Here is a 23,445-nt window from a genome sequence, read left to right on the forward strand (position 1 = left end):
GGAGAGTCCAAATGGCGAAAATTGGTTTCATTGGTCTGGGAAATATGGGCGGGCCGATGGCGGCGAACCTGATCAAGGCTGGCCATGATCTTAAGGTCTTTGATTTATCAGAAGAATCCGTTGCCAAAGCAGTTGATGCAGGGGCATCAAGGGCGGCAACTATTGCTGAAGCGGCAAAGGATGTGGCGTTTGTCGTGACGGTTTTGCCTGCTGGAAAGCATGTGCTGTCAGTCTACGAAGGGCCAGACGGTGTTGTTGCTAATGCTGCGGCCGGAACCGTTTTGATCGATAGCTCAACCATCGAGGTTGATGCCGCTCGCAAAGCTGCAGAATTGGCGAAGGCCAATGGACTTGGCGCCGTTGACGCGCCGATTTCCGGCGGTGTAACAGGGGCCACAGCAGGAACATTAACCTTTATGGTTGGTGGTTCGGATGATGATTTCGCCCGCACTGAACCGATTTTGGATGGAATGGGTAGCAACATCATTCATGCTGGCACCAGCGGCGCCGGGCAGGCAGCGAAAATATGTAATAATATGGTGTTAGGCGTCAGTATGATCGCCGTATCCGAGGCATTTATGTTGGCCAAACGTCTTGGCCTTGATGCGCAAAAATTGTTTGATATTTCGTCCAAGGCTTCAGGACAGTGCTGGTCGCTGACAACTTACTGCCCCGTCCCGGGGCCTGTTCCAAGCTCGCCGGCAAACCGTGATTATCAAGCCGGTTTTGCCGTTGATATGATGCTTAAAGATCTGAAGCTTGCCCAACAGGCTGCCGCATCGTCCGGGGCGACGACCCCGATGGGGGCGCTCGCCGAAAGCCTTTATGCGCTTTATTCCAATGGTGGGAATGGCGGTATGGACTTTTCTGCTATTGTCAAAATGCTTGATGGTGAGAAATAATACTTCTGCAAACGCAGAAACCAAATGTGAAGGCCCGGCGATTGCCGGGCTTTTTTTATGAATACCGATATGCACATTAGTGGTAGATTTAATGAGGTGCTCGGTGAAGGCACCGAACAGAAATTCCCGGAATGAAGAATGACAACAAGAAACACTGTCCCGCGCGAGATATATTTTGAATTGCGACAGGTAGGGACTTACCTGCGCTGTACGGCGATTGATGGAAAAACGGGAGTCGAGGTGACTGTCGCAGGACCAGTATCGAGGAATCCGGAACAACTAAAGCGCGTTGCAGTTCAAAAACTTGAATACGTTCTTAATAAGGGATAAAATATACAATATATAGAGCCATGCGTTTGATGGTGTTGGTGTTTTATTCTGAGAATGAAATATGATTTGGTGTTTTTGACCAATTTATCAAAGCCACTTGCAGCCTTCGACCTCATGTGTCTAAGGTTTGTGCTCTAATCGCGCATTTGGATAAAGAGCTACAATAAGAATGGCCGTGTCCAAAGGCTAGAACCGGGAAAAACCCGATAACAATAAGACGGAGGCTTCGGAGGTTTGCGCGGGGGCAATTGGGGGACTTTGTCTCATCCAATCAATACATCTGTATCTTGTTTTGCGCCTTCAGCCAATCGGACGAAGACCTCGTTTGTCTGTGCCAAATCTAAGGTTGTGCAATGGATTGGGCTTATTTTTTACAACAATTGATCAACGGTCTGACGCTGGGAGCTATCTACGGTTTGATCGCGATCGGTTACACGATGGTCTATGGCATCATCGGTATGATCAACTTCGCGCATGGCGAAATCTATATGCTGGGCGCGTTCCATTCTCTGATTACGTTCCTGATTTGTCAGGCCGCAGGGATTAGCGGTATTTTGCCGCTTACACTTCTTTTAATGCTGGTCGTTTCAATGGTTCTGACCTCGGTCTATGGCTGGGGCGTGGAACGGATTGCATATCGACCGCTGCGCGGATCATTCCGTCTCGCAGCATTGATTTCGGCCATTGGCATGTCGATCTTCCTGCAGAACTTCGTGCAAATTGCGCAGGGGGCTCGTGTAAAGCCGATGCAGCCGCTGATCGAGGGCGGTATCGTCCTGATGGAAAGCGCGAATTTCGACGTTTTGCTCAGCTATATGCAGATGATCATTATTGTTTTGACCTTTGTGCTGATGGTTGTGTTTTCGACATTGATTGCGAAAACGTCACTGGGTCGTGCGCAGCGCGCCTGTGAACAGGATCGCACCATGGCGGGGCTTCTGGGCGTCAACGTTGACCGTACTATTTCCACGACCTTTGTAATGGGGGCTGCCCTGGCGGCCGTCGCAGGCATGATGGTTACCCTGTATTACGGCGTGATTGACTTCTATATCGGCTTCCTTGCCGGTGTTAAGGCGTTCACCGCTGCGGTTCTCGGGGGAATTGGATCGCTTCCAGGTGCAATGCTTGGTGGCCTTTTGATCGGTCTAATCGAAGCATTCTGGTCGGGGTATCTCACGATTGAATATAAGGACGTTGCGACGTTTGGTATTCTTGTTCTCGTGTTGATTTTCCGCCCGTGGGGTCTGCTTGGCAAGCCGGAGGTCGAGAAAGTCTGATGTCCGCTTTCCTTACATCTTCACGAATTTCCGGTGCTGAAATCGCCAAGGAACTAGCGTTCTTTGCCGTTATCGCACTGATGATGTCGGTCATGATTCTCGGTGTCGAGACGGTTGACCGTCCGACAGGACTTGAACTGGCCGTTCGCTGGGATCTTGTCCTTACTGCCATCGTGTCGACTATGATTGGCCGACTGGCGCTGATTATGCGTCGCGAAAACATGTCGCGTATCGGTCAGGCTGTCCTGATCACACTTGCAGCCATCGCAGTGTTCGAGATGTTTGTTCGTTTCCGCGAACTTGATGACCGTTGGGCTCATCCGGTCATTCTCGATATGGCTTCAAGTAGCATTACCAGTGTGATTGTCGCACTGGCATTCATTGGCATCATTTTCACCATTGCCTATTTCAGCAAGAAAACTGCGGTGGCTGAAGCTGACACAGCGCCAAAGCTTGGAGCAAAGATCCAGCTTGCCTATCGCTCCAACACCAAGAAAATCGGAGCTCTGGGAATTGCCTTCTTTGTGATCTTCCCGTTTTTGTTTGGTGAAAACCGTTCTGCGATCGACCTTGCAACTCTGGTGATGATTTACATCATGTTGGGGTGGGGGCTTAATATCGTGGTCGGGTTGGCTGGTCTTCTCGATCTTGGTTATGTAGCGTTCTACGCCGTCGGGGCATATTCCTATGCGTTGCTGTCACAGAACTTCGATCTCAGCTTCTGGTTATGCCTTCCGCTCGCCGGCATTTTCGCTGCAAGCTTTGGTATTATCCTTGGCTTCCCGGTTCTGCGACTGCGCGGGGATTATCTTGCAATCGTGACGCTGGGCTTTGGTGAGATCATCCGTGTTATTCTGATTAACTGGTATGATTTGACTGGTGGCCCGGATGGGATTTCATCAATTGAGCGTCCCAGTTTCTTTGGTTTTGCTGATTTCAGTCGGCGTGTGCCTGAGGGCAATATTGGTTTCAACGAGCTGTTCGGTCTTGAATACTCGTCGATGCACCGTCTGATCTTCCTGTACTATCTGATCCTTGTTCTTGCGCTTGTGACCAGCTTTGTTACGACGCGTTTGCGCAAATTGCCGATCGGACGTGCCTGGGAAGCATTGCGAGAAGACGAAATCGCATGTCGTTCATTGGGGATCAACCCAACGAACACCAAGCTTTCAGCTTTTGCCATCGGTGCCATGTTTGGCGGCTTTGCTGGTGCATTCTTTGCAACCCGTCAGGGGTTTATCAGCCCGGAAAGTTTCACCTTCCTTGAATCTGCCGTGATCCTTGCCATCGTTGTTCTTGGCGGGATGGGCAGTCAAATCGGGGTGGTTCTTGCCGCAATTGTGATGATCGGTTTCCCGGAAATGTTCCGTGAACTGGCCGAGTATCGCATGCTGATCTTCGGGGCAGGTATGGTTGCCATCATGTTGTGGCGTCCACGCGGTCTTCTGTCCTTCCGTGACCCGACCATTCTGCTGAATATGAGCACGAAAGATAAAGTTGCCGGAGAAGTCAAATGACCGACAACGTACAGCTTGAAGTCGAACATCTGACCATGCGGTTTGGTGGTCTGGTTGCCATTGACAATCTGTCCTTTACCGCCAGAAAGGGCGAGATTACGGCAATTATCGGTCCGAACGGCGCAGGGAAAACCACGGTTTTTAACTGCCTGACCGGGTTTTATGTTCCGACAGAAGGACGTCTGACGCTTTATGCTAATGATGGTCCGCGCCTTTTGGAGCGCACCGAAGGTTTCCGCATTCCGCGCAATAACGGTGTGGCCCGTACATTCCAGAACATTCGCCTGTTTACCGGGATGACTGTTTTGGAAAATCTGGTTGTTGCCCAGCATAACCGCCTGATGGAAGCTTCGGCTTTCTCGCTGGCGGGGCTGTTCAATCTTCGCCGTTATGCCAAGGCCGAACAGGAGGCCCTTGAAACAGCCAAGTTCTGGCTGAACAAGGTTGGCCTTTATGAGCAGGCCGACTGGAATGCCGGCAATTTGCCATATGGCTCGCAACGTCGTCTTGAGATCGCGCGTGCCATGTGTGTCAATCCGTCACTGTTGTGTCTGGATGAACCAGCAGCTGGCCTTAATCCCCGCGAGTCGGCAGAACTCAACGTTCTGTTGCAGAGTATCCGTGACGATCAGGGGATCGGGCTTTTGCTGATTGAACATGACATGAGCGTCGTCATGAAGATTTCCGATCATGTGATCGTGCTTGATTACGGCAAAAAGATCGCCGATGGCGATCCGGAATCCGTCAAGAAAGATCCGGCAGTTATTCGTGCCTACCTCGGTGAGGAAGAAGACGATGAACTGCCGCCGGAAATCCTTGCCGACCTTCATCTCGATCCGAACGCGTAGTGAGGGAGTAGACCGATATGTCCATGCTGAAAATTGAAGGTGTTCATACCTTCTATGGCAATATCGAAGCCCTCAGGGGCATTGATATGGAAGTTAATGAAGGTGAGATCGTTACGTTGATCGGTGCCAATGGCGCTGGCAAGACGACCTTGCTGATGACATGTTGCGGGGCACCGCAGGCCTCAAAGGGGCGCATTCTGTTTGAAGGTCAGGATATCAGTCGCATGCCAACGCATGAGATTTGCCATCTTGGTATTCAGCAGTCGCCAGAGGGGCGCCGCATCTTCCCGCGCATGTCCGTTTACGAAAACCTGCAGATGGGGGCGAGCACCCAGGATCCGAAATATTTCGATCAGGATCTGGAAATGGTGTTTGATCTGTTCCCGCGCCTGAAGGAACGTATTACCCAGCGCGCTGGTACAATGTCTGGCGGTGAACAGCAAATGCTGGCCATTGGCCGTGCCCTTATGGGACGTCCACGTCTATTGCTTCTGGACGAGCCATCACTTGGCATCGCACCACTTGTTGTCAAGCAGATATTTGAAACCATCAAGCAAATTAACCGCGAAAAGAAAGTCACTGTATTTCTGGTCGAGCAGAACGCGTTTCACGCGCTCAAGCTTGCTCATCGCGGGTATGTCATGGTTAACGGAAATATAACCCTGTCGGGAACGGGTGCCGAACTTCTGGCCAATCCAGAAGTTCGTGCAGCCTATCTCGAAGGTGGCCACTAGGAGGACGGAAATGGAAGCGATTACAGGTACCAGCCTTGGTGTCACGATCGGAATGACCGTCATCCTGATGGGGTTTTGTGCGTTCATGACAGGACAGGCGATCGCCAATACTTGGCGCCCGCTAAGTCAGGTGTATCCCTATGCATTGCTGCTGGGAGCGACTGACCGGTTCATGATCTATGCATTATTTGAGGGCGAGCTTCTTTCGCTTTCCGGCTACATCTTCGATACGGCGATCCTGTTTGCAGTTCTGATTGCAGCGTTCCGCGTTACGCGGGTTAACAAGATGCTGTCGCAGTATCCGTGGCTCTATGAACGTGTCGGACCGTTTGGTTTCCGCGCACGGGAAGGGGCGGACGTCTGATCTTTTGGTGGTGATGATAATGCATCGCCGCCGTACTGCTAAATTATTGGCAGTGCAGTACTTAGTACTATTGCACACCAATTCTGGGGTGCTAAAGTACGAGGATCCTAAACTGGTAATCGGCAAAAAAAACGAGCCGGTTCAGGGTCCGAAAAGATGGTTCTGTCATGGTGATGGAACCAACCTTTGGAACAGGGAGACTTCTCTTATGTCGAAAACCAAGCTCGGCCTTCTGGCAACTGCTTCCGCGCTTGTCCTCTCGATGGGGGCAGCAAAAGCAGACATCGTTATCGCGACCGTTGGTCCGATGACCGGCCCGTACGCCGCCTTTGGCGAACAGATGACACAGGGCGCCGAAAAAGCGGTTGCAGACCTCAATGCTGCCGGTGGCGTTAACGGCGAAAAAGTCGTTCTTGAAATCGGGGATGATGCTTGCGATCCGAAACAGGCTGTTGCTGTTGCTAACCAGCTGGTTAGCAAAGGTGTTGCTCTTGTTGCAGGTCACTTCTGCTCGGGTTCCTCTATCCCGGCTTCGGAAGTTTATTTCGAAGAAGGCATTGTTCAGATTTCACCGGCATCGACCAATCCGCAGCTGACCGAACGCGACATGGACAATGTGTTCCGTGTTTGCGGTCGTGATGACCAGCAGGGTGAAGTTGCAGGTAAATACTTGGCTGCGAACTATGGTGGCAAGAAAATCGCCATCGTTCATGACAAACAGGCTTATTCCAAAGGTCTTGCTGACGAGACCAAGAAAAACCTGAATGCGGCCGGTGTAACCGAAGCGATGTACGAGGCAATTACCCCGGGTGAAAAAGATTACTCGGCTTTGGTGACCAAGCTGAAATCTGAAGGTATCGACGTTCTGTATTACGGTGGCTATCACACCGAGCTGGGCCTGATTGTTCGTCAGATGCGCAGCCAGGGTTTGGATACGATCGCTATTTCCGGTGATGCGCTGAACTCGCTCGAATATTGGTCGATCACTGGCGATGCTGGCAAAGGTACGCTTTTCACCGCCGGTCCGGCGCTTGAAAAAGATCCGAGCAACGCAGATCTGGTGAAGTACTTTGAAGAAAAGGGTTACAAACCAGAAGGCTACACCCTTTACACCTATGGCGCGGTTCAGGCTTGGGCACAGGCTGTTGCCAAAGCTGGTACCACCGATTCCGAAGCCGTTATCAAAGCGCTGCATAGCGGTGATGCCTTCAACACCGTTCTCGGTTCGATTTCGTTCGATGCAAAAGGCGATGTCGCAGCACCGGGTTATGTTTTCTACGAATGGGAAAACGGCGGTTACGACTACGCTAAATAATTTGATCTTTCGATCAGCGGGAAGCCCGGCAGAAATGCCGGGCTTTTTTGTTACCCATTACCAAAAGAAAAACGCCCTCAGAACAACTGAAGGCGTTTTTTCGTCGCTGTGTTGGGAGTAGGGCGGATTACTTCGCCTTACGACCCAGGCCGATTTTCTTGGCAAACTGCGAACGCTGTCTTGCATAGTTCGGCGCAACCATTGGGTAATCTGACGGCAGACCCCATTTTGCCCGGTATTCTTCCGGGGTCAGGTTATAGGTCGTGCGCAGATGGCGCTTGAGCATTTTAAGTTTTTTGCCATCTTCAAGGCAGATGATGAAATCATCACCAATTGACTTGCGAATTGAAACTGCCGGTTTCTGAGGCTCTTCTTCCGGTACTGTTTCAACTGCACGGATATCGTCAAGCGAGTTGAAGATGGTCGAAATCAATTCGGGAATCTGGGCGGATGCAATCGCATTATTGCTGACATAAGCAGAAACAATATCGACAGTCATCTGCAGCAGTTCGTCGCGGTCCAGAACGCTGATTTCAGCATCGGTCATTTTAAAATATTTCCTTCGTCATTACGAATAGACAATGATATTTGCACTGTTTTACAGATATAGTCAAACAAGACAGTTATTCAATGTGTCTATTTTATTTAAACATTCAAGTTGAAAACATACGATAACATCAAAATTATACCGATGCATCTGATATCAAAGGTCAGTTTTTACATTTGATATATATCTGGATCGAACAACAAGGTCAGATATAGTTATCCGTACGCGATATTTCCTGACACATATCAATGTATATAATCTGTTACTGGTATTTACTTTGTGTATTTCTAACGCAATAAGCGTGAATATGATTTCTTAAGTGTAGGAAGTGATCGACCTGAACACTTTAAAGTTGTCCGGTTAAAACTTGAAAAACACGGACTGCTGTGCGTTGGCAGTTTCGATGCTATGTGCTAAAAGGCGCACCAAATTACTGTTTGACGTATTTATCAAGGGCTCGAAAATGACAGCCAAGACCATTGCCATCGCCGCCGACCACGGTGGTGTTGAACTAAAATCCGAAATCATCAAATCACTTGCCGATAGTGGCTGGGAAGTGCTTGATCTTGGCACTGATGGATCGGTATCTGTCGATTATCCGGATTTTGCGAAGGCTGTTGCCAAGTCGATCATTAATGGTCAGGCGGAACGTGGTATTCTTGTTTGCGGTTCCGGTATTGGCATGAGCATCGCGGCCAATCGTTTTCCGCAAATTCGGGCTGCATTGGTTCATGACCGTCTTTCAACCGAATTGTGTCGCCAACATAACAACGCCAATGTTTTGTGCCTTGGCGCGCGCCTTTTGGGTGACGCGACGGCCCTTGATTGCGTTAATGCATTCGTTACAACGGAATTTGAAGGTGGACGACACGAACGCCGTGTTGAAAAACTGTCTTCTGTTACCGATTAATCTGTTTCGCCACCTGGCAATAACCCGGGACGGGTTTCGAACTATGTTGCGTTCGGTCCCGCCATATCGCACCGAGAGGCCCCAAAATGTCGTTTAAAGGCTTTTTCTCTACCAGCTTGTCAGAATCAGATCCGGTGCTGTTCAAGTCGGTCACAGATGAACTTGATCGTCAGCAGAACCAGATCGAAATGATTGCTTCGGAAAATATCGTTTCCAAAGCCGTGATCGAAGCCCAGGGTACTGTTCTGACCAACAAATACGCCGAGGGTTATCCGGCGCGCCGTTATTACGGTGGTTGCGAATTCGTCGACGTTGCCGAGGAATTGGCGATCAACCGCGCGAAGGAACTGTTCGGTTGCGAATATGTTAACGTTCAGCCCCATTCTGGCGCACAGGCAAATGGTGCCGTCATGCTTGCACTTTGCAAGCCGGGTGACACCATTCTTGGTATGTCGCTGGATGCTGGTGGTCACCTGACCCATGGTGCGCGTCCGGCACTTTCAGGCAAATGGTTCAATGCCATTCAGTATGGTGTACGTGAAGACGATCTGACCCTTGATTACGATCAGGTCGAAGCACTTGCTGTTGAGCACAAACCGAAACTGATCATTGCCGGTGGTTCCGCCATTCCGCGTCAGATCGATTTCAAGCGGTTCCGTGAGATCGCCGATAAAGTCGGTGCGCTTCTGATGGTGGATATGGCGCATTTTGCCGGTCTTGTTGCCGGTGGCGTTCATCCGAGCCCGCTTCCTTATGCCGATGTGGTGACGACCACCACGCATAAGACGCTTCGCGGTCCGCGTGGCGGCATGATCCTTTCAAACAACCTTGATATTGGTAAAAAGATCAATTCTGCGGTCTTCCCGGGGCTGCAGGGTGGTCCGCTAATGCATGTGATCGCTGCCAAGGCCGTTGCTTTTGGTGAAGCATTACGTCCGGAATTCAAAACCTATGCCAAACAGGTTGTCGACAATGCCAAGGCCTTGGCCGAAGTTCTTGTCACGCGTGGTTTTGATATCGTAACCGGTGGCACAGACACGCATCTGATGCTGGTTGATCTGCGTCCAAAAGGCCTTAAGGGGAATATCGCCGAGGTTGCCTTGGAACGTGCAGGGATTACCTGCAACAAAAATGGTATTCCATTTGATACCGAAAAACCGACCATCACATCGGGCATCCGTTTGGGGACACCTGCCGGTACGACCCGTGGTTTCGGCGTTGAAGAATTCAAGCAGATTGGTGAACTGATCGGTGACGTTCTTGACGCCATGGTCGATCATCCGGAAGGCAATGCCGAGGTCGAGGCCGCTGTTCGTGCCAAGGTCGAAGACCTTTGCAAACGCTTCCCGATCTATTCCTGATCGCCATTAGAAGCGAGTAAAAGACTATGCGTTGTCCGTTCTGCGGCCATACCGACACTCAGGTGAAGGATTCCCGCCCGACCGAAGAACATCACGCCATTCGCCGCCGTCGGTTTTGTCCGGCCTGCGGATCGCGTTTCACGACATTTGAACGTGTTCAATTGCGTGAACTGACTGTGGTCAAGAAGGACGGACAACGCGAATTGTTCGACCGCGACAAATTGGCGCGGTCGATCTTTTTGGCTTGCCGAAAGCGACCGATTGAAGATGAGCGCGTTGAAAAGGCGCTGAATGGCATTCAACGTCGTCTTGAAAGCAGTGGTGAAAGCGACATTTCAACCGATACAGTTGGTGAAATGGTCATGGAGGCATTGATCGCTCTCGATCAGGTTGCCTATGTCCGCTATGCTTCTGTTTATAAAAACTTCCGTGAAGCCCGCGATTTTGAACAATTCGTGGAAAACATGCATGATGGGGAAGAAGAGGCGGACACTGAATAATGGCAACCCCCGCGTTTTCGGATGATGACCGGCATTTTATGCGGGTTGCGTTAAGCCTGTCAAAACGCGGTTTGGGCAATGTTTGGCCCAACCCATCGGTTGGGTGCGTTCTGGTTTCTTCGCAGGGAATGATTATTGGCCGTGGTTTTACAAAACCCGGCGGTCGTCCCCATGCGGAACGCGTTGCCTTGGATGAAGCCGGGGAAAATTCTCGGGGTGCAACAGCCTATGTTACCCTTGAACCTTGCAGCCATTTCGGCAAATCCCCCCCGTGTGCCTCTGGTCTGATTGATGCCGGTGTTTCGCGCGTTGTCAGTGCGCTTGAAGATCCAGATGGTCGTGTTTCCGGGCGGGGGCATGGCATGCTGCACGATGCCGGGGTTACTGTCGATGTTGGGCTTTATAACAATGAAGCAAGCCGCATCAATGCGGGTTTCTTGTCACGTGTCATGCGCGGGCGTCCTTTGGTCACACTAAAGCTTGCCGCGACAATGGATGGCCGATCGGCCTCTAATTCTGGCGAAAGCCAGTGGATCACAGGGGCCAGGGCCAGAGAGAACGGGCATCTTTTGCGGGCTAATCACGATGCCATTCTGGTCGGGGCGAACACGGTATTGGCAGATGATCCGACATTAACCTGTCGGCTTCCCGGGCGGATAGATCAATCGCCGCTGCGCGTTATTCTGGATCGTAAAGGCAAGGTTCCGCCATCCGCAAAACTCGCGCTAACATCAAATTCTGTTCCAACCTGGTTGATAACAACTGAACCGTTGTTGGATGAAGTTTCTGAAAAGTTTGCCAAATCTGGCGTAAAAGTGATCTCTGCCAGATGCGCAGACAGCCATTTCGACCTAAATGACGTGTTGAAACAACTTGGCGAACACGGCCTAACCCGGGTTCTGGTTGAAAGCGGGGGGCTATTGGCCGCCAGCTTGATCAAGGAAAATCTGATTGACCGGATTGTTCATTTTACGGCGCCATCCCTGATGGGGGCAGATGGCAAGGCTATGATTGCAGAGTTAGGGTTTGAGCGCCTGTCTCATATACCACATTTTCGTCGCACGTCTATTCGTGCGGTAGGTGAGGATATTGAGGCAACTTACGAAAAAATAACGGATTAATTGCATGTTCACAGGCATTATCACCGATATCGGCACGGTCCGCGCCGTTGAAAAACGCGGCGACACACGTTTTGAGTTCACAACGGCCTTTGATACCTCGGATATCGTATTGGGGGCATCTATTGCATGCAATGGCGCCTGTATGACGGTAATCGAAACCGGTGCCGATTGGTTCGCCATCGAAGCATCTGCTGAAAGCCTGGACCGCACCACACTTGGCGATTTAAAAGTTGGCTCGCGCATCAACCTTGAACAGGCAACCCGTGTCGGAGATGAGCTTGGCGGGCATATCGTGTCGGGCCATGTTGACGGTGTCGCCACGCTGACCAAGCGCGTTCCAGAAGGTGATTCACTTCGTTTGACATTTGAAGTGCCAGAAAACTTTGCCAAATACATTGCATCCAAGGGGTCAGTGACGCTTGAAGGTGTATCTTTGACGGTTAACGAGGTTGACGGAAACACATTTGGTATCAATCTGATACCCCATACCCAGACGCATACAACACTGGGGGCGAAACAGCCGGGCGACCGGATCAATTTCGAGATTGATATGCTGGCGCGATATGTCGCGCGCATGCTGGGGAAGGATTGAACAACCGTGCCGCATCATTATCTGTCACCAATCGAAGACGTCATCGAAGAAGCTCGTAACGGCCGAATGTTTATCCTTGTTGATGACGAAGACCGTGAAAATGAAGGCGATCTGGTCATTCCGGCTCAGATGGCACCCCCTGATGCCGTGAACTTTATGGCGACCCATGGACGCGGACTTATTTGCCTGACGCTTGAATCTGAGCGTTGCGATCATCTTGGCCTGCCGTTGATGAGCGCCCGTAACGGGACCCGACACGAAACGGCCTTTACGGTTTCAATTGAGGCTGCAACCGGTGTCACGACCGGTATTTCTGCACCGGACCGCGCGCGAACCATTTCTGTGGCGATAGATCCCAAAACGACATCTGACGACATCGTGACCCCGGGGCATGTCTTCCCGTTGCGGGCACGACCAGGCGGGGTTTTGGTGCGCGCCGGTCACACCGAGGCATCGGTAGATATTTCGCGATTGGCCGGGCTTAACCCGTCTGGTGTGATTTGTGAAATCATGAGCGAAAGCGGCGAAATGGCCCGCTTGCCCGAACTCGTCGAGTTTGCCAAAAAACACAATCTGAAGATTGCCCAGATTGCAGATCTGATCCGTTATCGCCGGAAACATGAAAAGGTTGTCCAGCGCAAGGCAACAACCAAAATCAATTCCGTCTATGGTGGCGAATTCGAGTTGAATTTGTATGTCAACAACGTCACCTATGCAGAACACATTGCGTTGGTGAAGGGTGACATTTCAAGCGACGCACCGGTTTTGACGCGTGTTCACGCACTTAACGTCCTTGAAGACGTGCTTGGAGATCGGCAGGGCAGTCATGGCGGTGAACTCCATGCCGCAATGCGTCAGATTGGTGAAGAAGGGCGCGGTGTTATTGTTCTGATCCGCGAACCCAGACCCAATACGCTTTCGTCCTCGATTGCGAAATTGATCGAGCTTAATGGCGGAGACGGCGAAGCCTTGCGTCAGGAAATTGCGAAATCGACAGGCGACTCTGATTTGCGCGACTATGGTGTTGGGGCGCAGATATTGCATGATCTGGGTATTCGCGACATGATTTTGCTTTCAAATACCAAACGACACATCGTAGGACTTGACGGGTTCGGTCTAAATCTGGTTGATCAGCGTCCGCTTGTCGTCTCGGAGGAATAAAAACATGAGTAACGGTCCGCACATTCTGATAGTTGATGCGCCTTACTACACCCATATTGTCGAAGATCTGGTAAAAGGGGCTGCATCGACTCTGGAAGCCGGTGGTGCAACCTGGAGCCGGATTTCTGTTTCGGGTGCTTTCGAGGTTCCGGTGGCGATCCGCTATGCTGTTCAGTCTATGGCTGATTTGGCGACAGGTCCGCGTTATGATGGTTATCTGGCGCTGGGGTGTGTCATTCGCGGGGAAACCACCCATTACGATCATATTTGCGAAGAAGCAAACCGTGCACTGATGCAGCTTTGCCTTGATTACCGTTTGGCGATCGGCAATGGCATTCTGACCGTTGAAAATGAAGCCCAAGCGCTTGCACGCGCCAAGGCAGATCAGAAGAACAAAGGGGGCGAGGCAGCCCGTGCTGTTCTGCGTATGATCCAAGTTCAAAACCATTTTGGAATCCATCACAAGTAATGACCGATAAACCCAAGTCATCCGCCGCCCAGCGGCGCAGTGCCGCCCGTTTTGCCGCTATTCAGGCGCTTTATCAGGCCGAATTGTCACAGCTTCCTGCCGATGACATTGTGCGTGAGTTTTCCGATTTTCGCCTTGATGGCGAAGGTATTCGCGATCTCGATGAACCGAATGATAACCTGATTGATCCGGATCGCGGTTTCTTTGCTGATCTGGTACAGGGCGTGACGACACGTGTTGTTGATCTTGATGGCCTGATCAATTCTGCGCTGGAAAAAGACTGGACGAGCAAACGTCTTGAAACTGTTCTTCGCAGTATTCTGCGCGCGGGTACCTACGAGCTTATGATGCGCGAAGATGTGCCGATGCGCGTTGTCATCACGGAATATGTTGATGCAGCCCATTCGTTCTTTGACGAGAACGAACCGAAGCTTGTAAACGCCGTCCTTGACCGGATCGGCAAAACGCTTCGTGCCGGTGAAATCGGACAGAAATGATATGACGGCGCGATCAGGAGAATTCGATCTGATCGCCCGCCACTTTGCGCCGATTGCGCAAAAGTCAAAAGCCGCATTATCCCTTTTGGATGATGCGGCGCTTTTGACTCCGCCTGCTGGGCACGAAATTGTCATAACTGTAGATGCACTTGTTGCTGACGTTCATTTTCGCAATCAGGACGATCCGACCGATATTGCGCGCAAGGTTCTACGCGTCAACCTGTCTGACCTTGCAGCCATGGGCGCGCGACCGTTGGGTGTGGTTCTGACAGCCGGCTATAACCGTAACCTTTCAGAAGACTGGATTGCCGCCTTTGCGCGGGGACTGGGGCAGGATTGCGACGCTTTTAATGCGCCGTTGCTTGGCGGTGACACTGTGGCAACCCCCGGCCCGACATTCTTTAGCCTGACGGCCTTTGGAGCTGTACCAACGGGCAGGGCGATGCGACGAGATGCTGCGAAATCAGGCGATGTGATCGCGGTAACCGGGACGTTGGGGGATGCCGCACTTGGTTTGAAGGTTTTGCAGGGCGGTCTAACCGACCTGAATGAGGCTGACAAAGCCTTCCTGTCATCGCGGTACTTGGTGCCTCAACCACGCATGGACGTTGGTATGAAATGTGCTGCCGGCAACGCCCGCTATGCCGCCATGGATGTTTCAGATGGTTTGACTGGTGATTGTCGCAAAATTTGCACGGCATCGGATGTCGGCATGGTGTTTGATCGGGAATCGATCCCGCTGTCTGATGCCACCGCAAATGCCGTGCGTGACAATCCGGTACTCTGGGAATCAGTTCTAGGCGGCGGGGATGATTATGAACTTCTGATTTGCGCCAAACGTGCCGATATTGATGCTCTTGGTCTAGATGTTACGATCATCGGCGAAGTTACAGACCAATCAGGGCAGGTTTATCTTCGTGACGCAGATAACAAAATGGCCGAACTCGCCAAGGGCGGATTCGACCATTTTGGATTTTAAACGTTGAAAAATGTTGGTTTATTTTGTTTCGCTGAAGCGACCCAAGTTGCCAAACAGCTGTTGAAGGATCGTGATTTCCTTGCCAGCTGTTGGGGTGATGCGATTAGTCGGAATGACCGGTTTCCCGTCTTCCAAATTGTATTCACCGACGATATCGACCCGGTTGCCAGCATCGAAACTGATTAGGACAACCTTCTGTTCAACAACTTCGGGCTTTAAAAAGGCAATCGTTTCGGTCCGGCGCGAAATGTAAAGCCAAACATTTTCGTCAAATGCTGCAATGCTTGAAGGCGACCCCAGCAGATCGGTAACATCCCCCTTGGTCGATTCCCCGATGACGATTTGTTCAAGTGCCTCCGGCTCGGGTGCGTTGCCCCGTGTCGCAATACGCGGGCTGCAGGCAGAAACCGCGATCAGAGCCAATCCGGCCAGCATAAGAAGGGAAATGCGTGTTGTTCTTGTATACATGGAACTCACCAGAGCGATCCGCTAGTTGAAGTCAATAAGGAATTGCCTTGAGTTTCAGCGCAGGGCGCATGATATTGCCGGGCAATGGTGGGGCGGAACCGCCCCGGGAAATTTACGGCATTCTGCGTGCCATGGCAGGAAAGTCAACGAAGGAGTGTTGCTGTTGTTCGGCTGGCTAAAGAAAAAAGACCGCAAACAAAGTGCTGCCTTTGCGCTTTATTCTGCATTGGTAAGTCAGGCGCGTCAGCCCGCATTCTATACGCGCCTTGGCGTTGCCGATACAATGGAAGGCCGTTTCGACCTGATTCTGGTGCATGCCTTCATACTGTTTCGTCGTTTAAAAAAAGATGAAAACAGTCGCGAATTGGCACAGGTGATTTTTGACGTCATGTTTGCTGATCTTGATCAAAATATGCGAGAAATGGGAATTGGTGATGTCGGGATTCTTAAACGGATCCGGAAGATGTCAGAATCGTATCATGGCCGTATTGTTGCTTATGAAGAGGGCGCTCAATCAGGCGCAATTGAACTGGCCGCCGCACTAAAACGAAATCTTTACGCAGATACCGAGGTCACGGATGCGCAGCTGATGGCCATGGTTGGCTATATCAATGATGCGCTTTCTGAGCTCGACAAACAGAATTCACAGAATTTGCACAGTGGTGTTGTTTACTTTCCGGACGTTTCGGAATTCATCGTAGCCAAAGCAGAATAGAAAGACGCCAAAATGCCTAAACAAATTACCCCAGAATTTTCCCGCATCGTCAAAACTGACGAGCAAGTAGCAAAAAAGAACAAGATCAGTATCGAAGCAAACGAAAAAGAGCGCGTAGCGCTTGCCGAACGTTTTGAACTGGTTGCCATCAATAGCCTGACGGCAGAGCTGACCATTACGACTGCCGGGAATGGCGAAGTTACACTTCGTGGGCCATTGCATGCTGATATCGTTCAGCGTTGTGTTACGACCCTCGAACCGGTTCCGGAACTTGTTGATGACGAAGTCGAGGTCCTGTTCTCGCCGCATATTTCAGAAGAGGATCTGCCGTCTAATCCTGATGATCTGGATGACCTGTCTGAAGAAGAACTGATGGCATTGCTGGATCAGCCCGAACCGCTTGTCGATGGCAAGATTGATGTTGGCGAAGTTGTTTCGCAATATCTGGCAGTCGCAATGAACCCTTATCCCCGTACGGATGGGGCTGAAATGCCCGACGAAGCAGGTGCCAAAGACGAGGTTGAAGAACGTCCAAATCCCTTTGCCAAACTCGCCGGTCTCAAGGAACAACTTGAGAAGAAAAACTAGATAGCCATTTTGGTTGCGTGTTTCGTCATGTAATATATCGCGAAAGAGCCGGTCTTTACTGGCATTTTACGATTTTGACTGAAAATGCCGACCATAAGCCGGACGGGGATGGCTTTGGATTGCACATCGGCTTTACCTTGTGTCGGGCTGAGAATTCCGGTAATTACGGGCGTTCTGGCATGCCGAAGACAAGTTTCGCCGATTGGCAAGCCTGCCGGTAAATCCCGGTTCAGATATTTTAGAACAACCATAAGAGAATACATTGCCTGAACAGGTCTGCATATCACTTGACGCGATGGGAGGAGACCACGCGCCCGAGATGGTCGTAGCGGGTGCTGAAATAGCCCTGAAACGGTTGCCTCATCTTAAATTTTTGATGTTTGGGGATGAAGCGCGCCTAAAGCCGCTACTCGCCAAATATCCAGGGCTCGAAGCTGTCAGTGAAATCCGTCATGCCTCGCAGGAAGTAACGATGGATGACAAACCATCCGTCGCCCTTCGCCAACGCCGCGATTCCAGCATGCGACTTGCTATCAATGCTGTGAAAGAAGGCGATGCTCAAGGCGTAATTTCAGCCGGGAATACCGGTGCGCTAATGGCTATGGCGAAATTCGTCCTTAAAACGGTTCGCGGTATCGATCGTCCTGCCATTGCCACCTATATGCCGACCCAGCGCGGCGAAACGGTAATGCTTGATCTTGGCGCCAATATCGAATGCGACGAAAATAACCTGGTACAGTTTGCTTTGATGGGCGAGGTGTTTGCACGCATCTTGTTTGGTATTGAAAAACCGTCTGTCGGTTTGCTTAATGTCGGGATCGAGGAATTAAAGGGCAACGAGTCTGTCAAAAAGGCTGCTGCAATCCTTCGTGAAATTGATCTCCCAATCCGTTTTGAAGGTTTCGTCGAAGGAGACGATCTTGCCAAGGGGACGGTTGACGTGATCGTTACCGATGGCTTTACCGGTAACGTTGCGCTTAAGACTGCTGAAGGTACAGCGCGACTGCTGGTTCATTTCCTGCGTGAGACCTTTAAAAGTTCGTTCTGGGCAAAGATCGGCTATCTTCTTGCGCGTCGTTCTTTGCAGCGTTTCCGTGAACGTATGGATCCTCGTCGCTATAACGGGGCGATGTTGCTGGGCCTGAATGGTATCGCGGTCAAAAGCCACGGTGGTACCGATGCGCTTGGGTTTTCTAATGCCATTGGTGTTTGCCACGATCTGATAGCCAATCGGCTTAACGAGACGATCAAGGCAGAATTGACAGCATTTGAACAAGCCATGTCAAAGGCCCCGATCAACGAAGAGGTCGTTGCAATCGCAGCAGGCCAATCTGACTGACACTGTCCCACTATTCCCCTTAAAACTGGCGGTTCTTGAATCATGACTGTTCGTTCTCGCATCATTGGTTGCGGCTCCTACCTTCCGTCGAATGTTTTAACCAATGAAGAATTGGCTAAACGTGTTGATACGTCGGATGAATGGATTGTTACCCGGACCGGGATCCGCCAGCGTCATATTGCCGCCGACGGTGAAATGACAAGCGACCTCGCTGTGGCAGCAGCGACACAGGCGATGGAACATGCCGGCGTTACGGCGGCTGATATCGATATGATCATTGTTGCAACGGCAACGCCGGATAATACTTTTCCAGCAACCGCAACCAAGGTACAGAACCGTCTGGGTGTTGTTGGCTTTGCCTTCGACATTCAGGCTGTTTGCTCTGGCTTTGTTTATGCGCTGACGACCGCGGACATGTATATTCGTAACGGTCAGGTCAAAACAGTGCTGATCATCGGTGCCGAAACATTTTCGCGCATTCTTGACTGGCAAGATCGCCGGACCTGCGTTCTGTTTGGTGACGGGGCTGGTGCGGTTGTTGTTCAAGCTGTCGAAGGGCAGGGCACTATTGAGGATCAGGGGATCCTTGCCAGCCGCCTGCATTCGGATGGTGGGAAATACAACCTGCTTTATGTCGACGGGGGGCCATCATCGACCCAAACCGTCGGCCACCTGCAGATGGAAGGCAAGGAAGTCTTCCGTCATGCCGTGACGAATCTTGCCGGTGTTATTCGCGAAGTTCTTGCCGATACAGGACTGGAACCGGCTGATATTGACTGGCTTGTGCCACATCAGGCCAATCGCCGTATTCTTGACAGCACTGCCAGAAAATTCGGGATTTCCGAAGATAAGGTTGTGATCACCGTTGACCGCCACGCCAATACATCGGCAGCATCGATTCCATTGGCCTTGACCGAAGCTGTACATGACGGCCGGATCAAGCGTGGCGACATTGTCATTTTAGAAGCAATGGGTGGCGGGTTCACATGGGGTGCTTCCTTGATTCGTTGGTAAGGCATTTTTGGGGCAGCAACATCAGTCAAAAACAATGCTTTTGCTTAAAAAACACAACATTCTGCCGTAAAGCAGTGTATCCTGTTGATATTGACTGATTTCGCTACCAGATATAGCCTTGTGTATAGATTCCCGTTTTAAGGAGGCGGCCTGTTATGTCGGAAGCTACGATTACCCGTGCGGATCTCGCCGAAGCCGTTTATCAGGAAGTTGGCCTGTCCCGAAATGAGTCCGCCCAGTTACTGGAAACGGTACTCGACGAAATTTCTTCTGCATTGATCAAAGACGAAGTCGTCAAGATCTCTTCGTTTGGCAGTTTTTCCGTTCGCCAGAAAGGGCAGCGCATCGGGCGTAATCCCAAGACGGGCGAGGAAGTGCCAATCCTTCCGCGCAAAGTACTTGTGTTCCGGCCGTCACAGGTCCTTAAAGGGCACATTAACGCTTAAGAACTGAACTCATGAAAAATAACTTGGGGGCTGTGGCGGAAAACCGCCGCACAGCAAAATCTGACTCTGCGTTTCGTACAATTAGCGAGGCAGCAAAGGAACTGGGCCTGCAGCAGCATGTCCTGCGTTTTTGGGAATCCAAGTTCCCCCAGATAAAGCCTATGAAGCGTGCGGGCGGACGCCGTTATTACCGCCCGGAAGATCTGATTCTTTTGGCTGATATCCGCACTTTGCTTCATGATCAGGGCTACACCATCAAGGGTGTCCAAAAGTTACTTGATCAGCACAAAGGCAAACTGCCATCCGAGATTGCGGTTACTTCGCTTGCAGAGACGGCCAATGCGTCGTCAGCGGATAGCCCGAATACTGGTGTTGCAGCCAATGCTTCGTTCAAAACAGACAAATTGATGCTGACGAACCTTTTGGGTGAATTGGAAAGCCTGCAAGGCATCCTAAAGTTGACCCTTCAAGACATCAAAAAAAATCCGTAAAAACCATTTGCGTCTTTGGACTTGCGCGGCTATTTATCGAGCCGCGCCAAACGGCGCATTCTTACGGTCGGAGCGTGGCGCAGCCTGGTAGCGCACCTGCATGGGGTGCAGGGGGTCGGAGGTTCGAATCCTCTCGCTCCGACCATTTAAATCTTCCCATCATTTATCAACGATCTGACCTTTGGTCGCAATTTCCCTGCGGATGTGCGATTTAATTGTCGTTTGTCGTGTTAATCACGCGTCGACCTTCATCGGTCAATCTACAGATCAGCCAATCAGGTTTTATCGGGTTCTCAAACCATGGAGCAGCCCATCCGCGATCAATGCAGCTTCGGACTGTCTTGTCGCTGATTTGTTTGCCATTGGTATCAAATAGTGGCAACTTTCCACCTGGCTGGCTCAGGCCGCGACGCAGCCAATCTTGTTGAACCTGTGTCGGTTTCACCTTTTTCCCCCGTCATGGCGCTCTGCGGACTGGTTAATTGAGGTCCATCATGGCGCGATATGATGATGAGCTATATATTGCAGCCAAGTGTGACGGATAATCAACCTCGGAGCAATCACCATGACGGCAAAGGCTTTTGACCAAAGTGACATGGTCTTTCTTTACGTGACGGTGCCCGATATGGAAGTTGCGCGTCTGATCGGTGGTGGTGCCGTGCGTGAAAGACTGGCAGCATGTGCAAATATTCTTCCGCAGATGACGGCGATTTATGAATGGAACGGTGACGTCGAAGAAGAAGACGAATTCGTTGTTATCTTGAAAACCGCTCCGACCAAGGCCGCCGAACTTGCTGGATGGGTTAGTGATCACCATCCCTATGATGTTCCCTGTATCCTTGAAGTTCCATTGGGCAGGGGTAATGGCCCCTATGTCGAATGGTTACAGGGGCAGGTTCGGACTGACCCTGCTGTGAATTGATTGCATCAACCGCACTTGGTCCCTAGGATGAACAAAATTTTCCATTTCACGAAGAGACCAATGAACCAGTTTACAAAACTTGCCCTGGAAATGGGGCCCTTGATCCTTTTTTTCACTATAAATGCCACAACTAACAATCTGATGACGGCAACGGCCACCTTTGTGGCGGCAACAGTTGTCGCCCTTGTGGTTTCTTTCGTGATTGCCCGTACCATTCCGGTCATGCCGTTAATTGGCGGTGCTTTTGTGATCGTTTTCGGCGGACTGACCCTTTATCTGGACAATGATCTTTTCATCAAGATCAAGCCAACAATTGTTAATCTGCTGTTTGCATCGATCCTGTTTGGCGGGTTGTTGGCGGGTAAACTTTTCTTAAAGCTGGTACTGGAAAGTGCGTTCAAGGCGACGGACGAGGGATGGCGCATACTGACATGGCGCTGGAGCCTTTTTTTCGTCGTGCTTGCCGTGGTCAATGAAATTGTCTGGCGCAATTTTTCGACCGATACTTGGGTTGCCTTCAAAGTATGGGGGATCATGCCCCTAACCATGTTGTTTGGCATGGCACAGGTGCCAATCCTGATGAAGCATCAGCTGCCAGAAGAAGAGGGCGGTTCAACGGCCGCCTGATTATCGCAAAAACCGAAGGGCAGGATTTCAATCCTGCCCTTTTTAAATTTTGTGCCACGTCCTGAAATACGTTGTCACTCCAAGAAGACAATTATGTCAAAGCCAGGCACAATTCTGCATGTCTTGTTATTTTACGGTCCTCTATGTCATCGGCAGGGCAACACTGACAGCAGCTTGCGCTGCAATACCTTCCGCGCGTCCGGTAAATCCAAGTCGCTCTGTCGTGGTGGCTTTGACATTGACCCGTTCAACATCAATCCCAAGAATTTCGGCAACCTTTGCACGCATCGCTGAGGTGTGCGGCCCGATCTTGGGGCGTTCACAAATCAGCGTGATATCCACATTGACAATCCTTCCGCCACGTTCCCGGATCAGATTGACCGCGTGATGAACGAATTGATCTGATGCCGCACCTTTCCACTTCATATCTGATGGTGGAAAATGTTGTCCGATATCACCGGCACCGATTGCACCAAGCAAGGCGTCAGTCAGGGTGTGCAAACCAACATCCGCATCGGAATGGCCATCCAGTCGTGCTGAATGCGGAACGTTGACGCCACATAGAATGCAATGATCCCCCGGTGCAAAGCGATGGACGTCAAACCCTGTGCCGGTCCGAAACTCTTCACGGATCATATTCGTGTCTTCCTTTGTTTCTGGATCATTTTTAAGCCAGTCACGGGCACGTCCGATGTCATCACGTCGCGTGATTTTGTCATTTGTCACGGCCCCTTCGACGCAAACCACATCAAGGTGCAATTGCTCAAGCAGGGCCGCATCATCGGTAAATTCACGACCTTCAAATTGTCGATGGGCATCAAGGATTGTTTCATAACGAAATCCTTGTGGTGTTTGGGCCCGATGTAGCTGTTCACGCGAAACGGTGCGATCAATCACACCGTTATTGTCAGTCTGTTTGATGGTATCCAGAACAGGCAGGGTCGGGATTGCGCCGTGATGGTTTGCAAGCGCGGCAACAACACGGGTGATGACGTCGTCTGAAATGCCAGGACGAGCCGCATCATGGATCAGGACATAATCCGGATTTTCACTTTCCAGCGATTTTAAACCATTTAGAACAGATTGTTGTCGCGTTGCACCGCCAACCACCGGATTTGGTAACGACATTCCCGAAACTGCCGTATTGTACCAATCCTGATGATCGGGGTTATAGACGACCCGGATCAATTCAATCGGCATGTGGCGTATAAAACTGTCGATGCAGTGACGCAACAGTGGCTTTCCACCAAGCAAATGATATTGTTTTGGTATTGGGTCACCAAATCTGTTACCGCTGCCTGCTGCAACGATGACAACTGCGATTTTTTTGGTCATAAATGTGATGCCGTGACTTGTCTGAATTGCGCCGCAGGCTATCTTTCTGGAGTGACTTTGCCAAGTCGCCATTTAT

Annotated in this window: 29 protein-coding genes and 1 tRNA gene; 26 read left to right on the top strand and 4 right to left on the bottom strand. The window is 50.9% G+C overall.

The genetic code is table 11. The annotated features are described in order from the left end of the window. Positions 1–11 precede the first annotated feature (11 nt). The 8 genes from mmsB (at position 12) to TALK_RS06815 (ending at position 7,287) form a co-directional block, all read left to right on the top strand. A complete protein-coding gene (gene mmsB, locus TALK_RS06780) occupies positions 12–902 on the top strand; it encodes a 3-hydroxyisobutyrate dehydrogenase (protein ID WP_085617219.1) in 891 nt (296 codons plus the stop codon). Between the two features lie 138 nt (positions 903–1,040). Continuing rightward, positions 1,041–1,232: a DUF6898 family protein gene (locus tag TALK_RS22435; protein ID WP_085617221.1), complete on the top strand. Its 192-nt coding sequence runs from the start codon at positions 1,041–1,043 to the stop codon at positions 1,230–1,232. Between the two features lie 353 nt (positions 1,233–1,585). After that, complete coding sequence (locus TALK_RS06790) at positions 1,586–2,509, top strand: ABC transporter permease subunit (RefSeq protein ID WP_085617223.1); 924 nt, start codon at positions 1,586–1,588, stop codon at positions 2,507–2,509. After that, positions 2,509–4,026 (top strand): high-affinity branched-chain amino acid ABC transporter permease LivM, encoded by a 1,518-nt coding sequence (gene livM / locus TALK_RS06795; protein ID WP_245829747.1) that lies wholly within the window; start codon positions 2,509–2,511, stop codon positions 4,024–4,026. The genes TALK_RS06790 and livM overlap by 1 nt, the downstream gene beginning before the upstream one ends. Then, positions 4,023–4,874, top strand: a complete 852-nt coding sequence (locus TALK_RS06800; protein WP_085617225.1) for an ABC transporter ATP-binding protein — start codon at positions 4,023–4,025, stop codon at positions 4,872–4,874. The genes livM and TALK_RS06800 overlap by 4 nt, the downstream gene beginning before the upstream one ends. 23 nt (positions 4,875–4,897) lie before the next feature. Then, the gene (locus TALK_RS06805) at positions 4,898–5,608 is read left to right on the top strand and encodes an ABC transporter ATP-binding protein (RefSeq protein ID WP_085617712.1); all 711 of its coding nucleotides are present in this window, start codon (positions 4,898–4,900) and stop codon (positions 5,606–5,608) included. Positions 5,609–5,618: 10 nt separating this feature from the next. After that, a complete protein-coding gene (locus TALK_RS06810) occupies positions 5,619–5,972 on the top strand; it encodes a DUF6867 family protein (RefSeq protein ID WP_085617227.1) in 354 nt (117 codons plus the stop codon). A 208-nt stretch (positions 5,973–6,180) separates the two neighbouring features. Beyond that, positions 6,181–7,287, top strand: coding sequence for a branched-chain amino acid ABC transporter substrate-binding protein (locus tag TALK_RS06815; protein WP_085617229.1), 1,107 nt, complete (start codon positions 6,181–6,183; stop codon positions 7,285–7,287). A gap of 127 nt (positions 7,288–7,414) precedes the next feature. On the opposite strand, the gene TALK_RS06820 is transcribed toward TALK_RS06815, so the two are convergent. After that, positions 7,415–7,834 carry a Ros/MucR family transcriptional regulator gene (locus TALK_RS06820; protein ID WP_085617231.1) on the bottom strand — a complete coding sequence of 140 codons (420 nt, stop codon included), beginning with the start codon at positions 7,832–7,834 and terminating at the stop codon, positions 7,415–7,417. A gap of 463 nt (positions 7,835–8,297) precedes the next feature. Between TALK_RS06820 and rpiB the strand changes: the two genes are divergently transcribed. The 9 genes from rpiB (at position 8,298) to thiL (ending at position 15,424) form a co-directional block, all read left to right on the top strand. Further along, a complete protein-coding gene (gene rpiB / locus TALK_RS06825) occupies positions 8,298–8,744 on the top strand; it encodes a ribose 5-phosphate isomerase B (protein WP_085617233.1) in 447 nt (148 codons plus the stop codon). Between the two features lie 86 nt (positions 8,745–8,830). Continuing rightward, on the top strand, positions 8,831–10,105 hold the full coding sequence (gene glyA, locus TALK_RS06830; RefSeq protein WP_085617235.1) for a serine hydroxymethyltransferase: 1,275 nt from the start codon (positions 8,831–8,833) through the stop codon (positions 10,103–10,105). Between the two features lie 26 nt (positions 10,106–10,131). After that, positions 10,132–10,605: a transcriptional regulator NrdR gene (gene nrdR / locus TALK_RS06835; RefSeq protein WP_085617237.1), complete on the top strand. Its 474-nt coding sequence runs from the start codon at positions 10,132–10,134 to the stop codon at positions 10,603–10,605. Continuing rightward, positions 10,605–11,726 carry a bifunctional diaminohydroxyphosphoribosylaminopyrimidine deaminase/5-amino-6-(5-phosphoribosylamino)uracil reductase RibD gene (gene ribD / locus TALK_RS06840; protein WP_085617239.1) on the top strand — a complete coding sequence of 374 codons (1,122 nt, stop codon included), beginning with the start codon at positions 10,605–10,607 and terminating at the stop codon, positions 11,724–11,726. The genes nrdR and ribD overlap by 1 nt, the downstream gene beginning before the upstream one ends. A gap of 4 nt (positions 11,727–11,730) precedes the next feature. Further along, complete coding sequence (locus tag TALK_RS06845) at positions 11,731–12,318, top strand: riboflavin synthase (RefSeq protein WP_085617241.1); 588 nt, start codon at positions 11,731–11,733, stop codon at positions 12,316–12,318. A gap of 6 nt (positions 12,319–12,324) precedes the next feature. Further along, positions 12,325–13,479 (top strand): 3,4-dihydroxy-2-butanone-4-phosphate synthase, encoded by a 1,155-nt coding sequence (gene ribB, locus TALK_RS06850; protein ID WP_085617243.1) that lies wholly within the window; start codon positions 12,325–12,327, stop codon positions 13,477–13,479. 4 nt (positions 13,480–13,483) lie between these two features. After that, the gene (ribH, locus tag TALK_RS06855; protein ID WP_085617244.1) at positions 13,484–13,948 is read left to right on the top strand and encodes a 6,7-dimethyl-8-ribityllumazine synthase; all 465 of its coding nucleotides are present in this window, start codon (positions 13,484–13,486) and stop codon (positions 13,946–13,948) included. Beyond that, entirely contained in the window at positions 13,948–14,445 is a 498-nt protein-coding gene (gene nusB, locus TALK_RS06860; RefSeq protein ID WP_085617246.1) for a transcription antitermination factor NusB, read from the top strand. The genes ribH and nusB overlap by 1 nt, the downstream gene beginning before the upstream one ends. A 1-nt stretch (position 14,446) precedes the next feature. Beyond that, on the top strand, positions 14,447–15,424 hold the full coding sequence (gene thiL, locus TALK_RS06865; protein WP_085617248.1) for a thiamine-phosphate kinase: 978 nt from the start codon (positions 14,447–14,449) through the stop codon (positions 15,422–15,424). Between the two features lie 18 nt (positions 15,425–15,442). Here the strand turns inward: thiL and TALK_RS06870 are convergent, their stop codons facing one another. Next, the gene (locus TALK_RS06870; protein WP_085617250.1) at positions 15,443–15,892 is read right to left on the bottom strand and encodes an outer membrane protein assembly factor BamE; all 450 of its coding nucleotides are present in this window, start codon (positions 15,890–15,892) and stop codon (positions 15,443–15,445) included. 154 nt (positions 15,893–16,046) lie between these two features. Here TALK_RS06870 and TALK_RS06875 point away from each other — a divergent pair, with 154 nt between their 5' ends. The 7 genes from TALK_RS06875 to TALK_RS06910 all read left to right on the top strand — a co-directional run bounded on the left by TALK_RS06875 (position 16,047) and on the right by TALK_RS06910 (position 20,630). After that, a complete protein-coding gene (locus TALK_RS06875; protein ID WP_245829748.1) occupies positions 16,047–16,607 on the top strand; it encodes a ubiquinol-cytochrome C chaperone family protein in 561 nt (186 codons plus the stop codon). A gap of 12 nt (positions 16,608–16,619) precedes the next feature. Beyond that, the gene (locus tag TALK_RS06880; protein WP_085617252.1) at positions 16,620–17,195 is read left to right on the top strand and encodes a YceD family protein; all 576 of its coding nucleotides are present in this window, start codon (positions 16,620–16,622) and stop codon (positions 17,193–17,195) included. A gap of 262 nt (positions 17,196–17,457) precedes the next feature. After that, positions 17,458–18,534 (top strand): phosphate acyltransferase PlsX, encoded by a 1,077-nt coding sequence (gene plsX, locus TALK_RS06890; protein ID WP_085617256.1) that lies wholly within the window; start codon positions 17,458–17,460, stop codon positions 18,532–18,534. A 42-nt stretch (positions 18,535–18,576) separates the two neighbouring features. Then, on the top strand, positions 18,577–19,548 hold the full coding sequence (locus TALK_RS06895) for a beta-ketoacyl-ACP synthase III (protein ID WP_085617258.1): 972 nt from the start codon (positions 18,577–18,579) through the stop codon (positions 19,546–19,548). 155 nt (positions 19,549–19,703) lie between these two features. Next, positions 19,704–19,994: an integration host factor subunit alpha gene (locus TALK_RS06900; RefSeq protein WP_085617260.1), complete on the top strand. Its 291-nt coding sequence runs from the start codon at positions 19,704–19,706 to the stop codon at positions 19,992–19,994. Positions 19,995–20,026: 32 nt separating this feature from the next. Then, positions 20,027–20,485: a MerR family transcriptional regulator gene (locus TALK_RS06905; protein ID WP_425444020.1), complete on the top strand. Its 459-nt coding sequence runs from the start codon at positions 20,027–20,029 to the stop codon at positions 20,483–20,485. A gap of 68 nt (positions 20,486–20,553) precedes the next feature. Then, positions 20,554–20,630 (top strand) — tRNA-Pro (locus tag TALK_RS06910). A gap of 66 nt (positions 20,631–20,696) precedes the next feature. Here the strand turns inward: TALK_RS06910 and TALK_RS06915 are convergent. Further along, positions 20,697–20,930: a hypothetical protein gene (locus TALK_RS06915; protein WP_085617264.1), complete on the bottom strand. Its 234-nt coding sequence runs from the start codon at positions 20,928–20,930 to the stop codon at positions 20,697–20,699. A gap of 120 nt (positions 20,931–21,050) precedes the next feature. Here TALK_RS06915 and cutA point away from each other — a divergent pair, with 120 nt between their 5' ends. Both cutA and TALK_RS06925 read left to right on the top strand, forming a co-directional pair. Continuing rightward, the gene (gene cutA / locus TALK_RS06920) at positions 21,051–21,407 is read left to right on the top strand and encodes a divalent-cation tolerance protein CutA (protein ID WP_085617266.1); all 357 of its coding nucleotides are present in this window, start codon (positions 21,051–21,053) and stop codon (positions 21,405–21,407) included. A 60-nt stretch (positions 21,408–21,467) separates the two neighbouring features. Next, the gene (locus tag TALK_RS06925; RefSeq protein WP_085617268.1) at positions 21,468–22,034 is read left to right on the top strand and encodes a septation protein A; all 567 of its coding nucleotides are present in this window, start codon (positions 21,468–21,470) and stop codon (positions 22,032–22,034) included. Positions 22,035–22,175: 141 nt separating this feature from the next. On the opposite strand, the gene TALK_RS06930 is transcribed toward TALK_RS06925, so the two are convergent. Then, a complete protein-coding gene (locus TALK_RS06930) occupies positions 22,176–23,369 on the bottom strand; it encodes a bifunctional 2-C-methyl-D-erythritol 4-phosphate cytidylyltransferase/2-C-methyl-D-erythritol 2,4-cyclodiphosphate synthase (RefSeq protein ID WP_085617270.1) in 1,194 nt (397 codons plus the stop codon). Positions 23,370–23,445: the final 76 nt, after the last annotated feature.

The sequence above is a fragment of the Thalassospira alkalitolerans genome (genome assembly GCF_002115745.1).
GTDB lineage: Bacteria > Pseudomonadota > Alphaproteobacteria > Rhodospirillales > Thalassospiraceae > Thalassospira > Thalassospira alkalitolerans.

What these genes read in the sequence shown, in the direction of transcription:
- mmsB (WP_085617219.1), top strand. Translation starts at nt 12, where the DNA reads ATGGCGAAAATTGGTTTCATTGGTCTGGGAAATATGGGCGGGCCGATG.
- TALK_RS22435 (WP_085617221.1), top strand. Translation starts at nt 1,041, where the DNA reads ATGACAACAAGAAACACTGTCCCGCGCGAGATATATTTTGAATTGCGA.
- TALK_RS06790 (WP_085617223.1), top strand. Translation starts at nt 1,586, where the DNA reads ATGGATTGGGCTTATTTTTTACAACAATTGATCAACGGTCTGACGCTG.
- livM (WP_245829747.1), top strand. Translation starts at nt 2,509, where the DNA reads ATGTCCGCTTTCCTTACATCTTCACGAATTTCCGGTGCTGAAATCGCC.
- TALK_RS06800 (WP_085617225.1), top strand. Translation starts at nt 4,023, where the DNA reads ATGACCGACAACGTACAGCTTGAAGTCGAACATCTGACCATGCGGTTT.
- TALK_RS06805 (WP_085617712.1), top strand. Translation starts at nt 4,898, where the DNA reads ATGCTGAAAATTGAAGGTGTTCATACCTTCTATGGCAATATCGAAGCC.
- TALK_RS06810 (WP_085617227.1), top strand. Translation starts at nt 5,619, where the DNA reads ATGGAAGCGATTACAGGTACCAGCCTTGGTGTCACGATCGGAATGACC.
- TALK_RS06815 (WP_085617229.1), top strand. Translation starts at nt 6,181, where the DNA reads ATGTCGAAAACCAAGCTCGGCCTTCTGGCAACTGCTTCCGCGCTTGTC.
- TALK_RS06820 (WP_085617231.1), bottom strand. Translation starts at nt 7,834, where the DNA reads ATGACCGATGCTGAAATCAGCGTTCTGGACCGCGACGAACTGCTGCAG.
- rpiB (WP_085617233.1), top strand. Translation starts at nt 8,298, where the DNA reads ATGACAGCCAAGACCATTGCCATCGCCGCCGACCACGGTGGTGTTGAA.
- glyA (WP_085617235.1), top strand. Translation starts at nt 8,831, where the DNA reads ATGTCGTTTAAAGGCTTTTTCTCTACCAGCTTGTCAGAATCAGATCCG.
- nrdR (WP_085617237.1), top strand. Translation starts at nt 10,132, where the DNA reads ATGCGTTGTCCGTTCTGCGGCCATACCGACACTCAGGTGAAGGATTCC.
- ribD (WP_085617239.1), top strand. Translation starts at nt 10,605, where the DNA reads ATGGCAACCCCCGCGTTTTCGGATGATGACCGGCATTTTATGCGGGTT.
- TALK_RS06845 (WP_085617241.1), top strand. Translation starts at nt 11,731, where the DNA reads ATGTTCACAGGCATTATCACCGATATCGGCACGGTCCGCGCCGTTGAA.
- ribH (WP_085617244.1), top strand. Translation starts at nt 13,484, where the DNA reads ATGAGTAACGGTCCGCACATTCTGATAGTTGATGCGCCTTACTACACC.
- nusB (WP_085617246.1), top strand. Translation starts at nt 13,948, where the DNA reads ATGACCGATAAACCCAAGTCATCCGCCGCCCAGCGGCGCAGTGCCGCC.
- thiL (WP_085617248.1), top strand. Translation starts at nt 14,447, where the DNA reads ATGACGGCGCGATCAGGAGAATTCGATCTGATCGCCCGCCACTTTGCG.
- TALK_RS06870 (WP_085617250.1), bottom strand. Translation starts at nt 15,892, where the DNA reads ATGTATACAAGAACAACACGCATTTCCCTTCTTATGCTGGCCGGATTG.
- TALK_RS06880 (WP_085617252.1), top strand. Translation starts at nt 16,620, where the DNA reads ATGCCTAAACAAATTACCCCAGAATTTTCCCGCATCGTCAAAACTGAC.
- TALK_RS06895 (WP_085617258.1), top strand. Translation starts at nt 18,577, where the DNA reads ATGACTGTTCGTTCTCGCATCATTGGTTGCGGCTCCTACCTTCCGTCG.
- TALK_RS06900 (WP_085617260.1), top strand. Translation starts at nt 19,704, where the DNA reads ATGTCGGAAGCTACGATTACCCGTGCGGATCTCGCCGAAGCCGTTTAT.
- cutA (WP_085617266.1), top strand. Translation starts at nt 21,051, where the DNA reads ATGACGGCAAAGGCTTTTGACCAAAGTGACATGGTCTTTCTTTACGTG.
- TALK_RS06925 (WP_085617268.1), top strand. Translation starts at nt 21,468, where the DNA reads ATGAACCAGTTTACAAAACTTGCCCTGGAAATGGGGCCCTTGATCCTT.
- TALK_RS06930 (WP_085617270.1), bottom strand. Translation starts at nt 23,369, where the DNA reads ATGACCAAAAAAATCGCAGTTGTCATCGTTGCAGCAGGCAGCGGTAAC.